The sequence below is a fragment of the Novosphingobium endophyticum genome (assembly GCF_014640675.1).
Classification (GTDB): Bacteria; Pseudomonadota; Alphaproteobacteria; order Sphingomonadales; family Sphingomonadaceae; genus Novosphingobium; species Novosphingobium endophyticum.
The window spans coordinates 1-500 of the sequence record NZ_BMHK01000122.1 but is presented as its reverse complement, the minus strand read 5'-3'; the positions used below and the strand labels follow the sequence as shown (position 1 = coordinate 500).

Here is a 500-nt window from a genome sequence, read left to right as displayed (position 1 = left end):
TAGCGTCCGGCTTTGTGTGATCCCGAAACCCCATGAATCACGCCATCGCTCAACCCGCCACCAAAACCTTTGCCGCCGCCCGTTAACCTGAACCCGTTGCCGTGCAGTCGCATACGGTTGATCGCGGCAATGGCCCGCCCCTCTTCAAGTGCGATGGTGTCGGCGATGAAGTCGTCGGCGCTTCGGACCTCGATCGCCAGAGGTGCAAGCACAGACGTTGGGAAATCCGCGAGGTTTTCGGTCACGAGAGCCTGCGCTTGTGTTTTGATCGCAGCGGCGAGCACATGCTCGTCGTTCTTGTCTGGCAAGCCGAATGCCGTAGTTTCAAATAGACCGAAATCCTCGACCAACGCCTCCGGAAATGCGGCCTTCATGTTGGCAACCGAACGCTTGGCTCTAGCCTCTCCTATTCACGAAGCGTTGGTTTCGTGACCCGATCCGCTGACTGCGGGCTTTGCAGCGTGACAGAGGCGAGCGAGAGCGCTGCGTCTTTTTCACCG

General features: G+C 58.8%; 1 pseudogene. It reads right to left on the bottom strand.

Annotated elements, in window-relative coordinates:
- Positions 1–374: pseudogene (locus IEX32_RS20520) on the bottom strand (hypothetical protein); the annotation flags it as partial.
- Between the last annotated feature and the right edge of the window lie 126 nt (positions 375–500).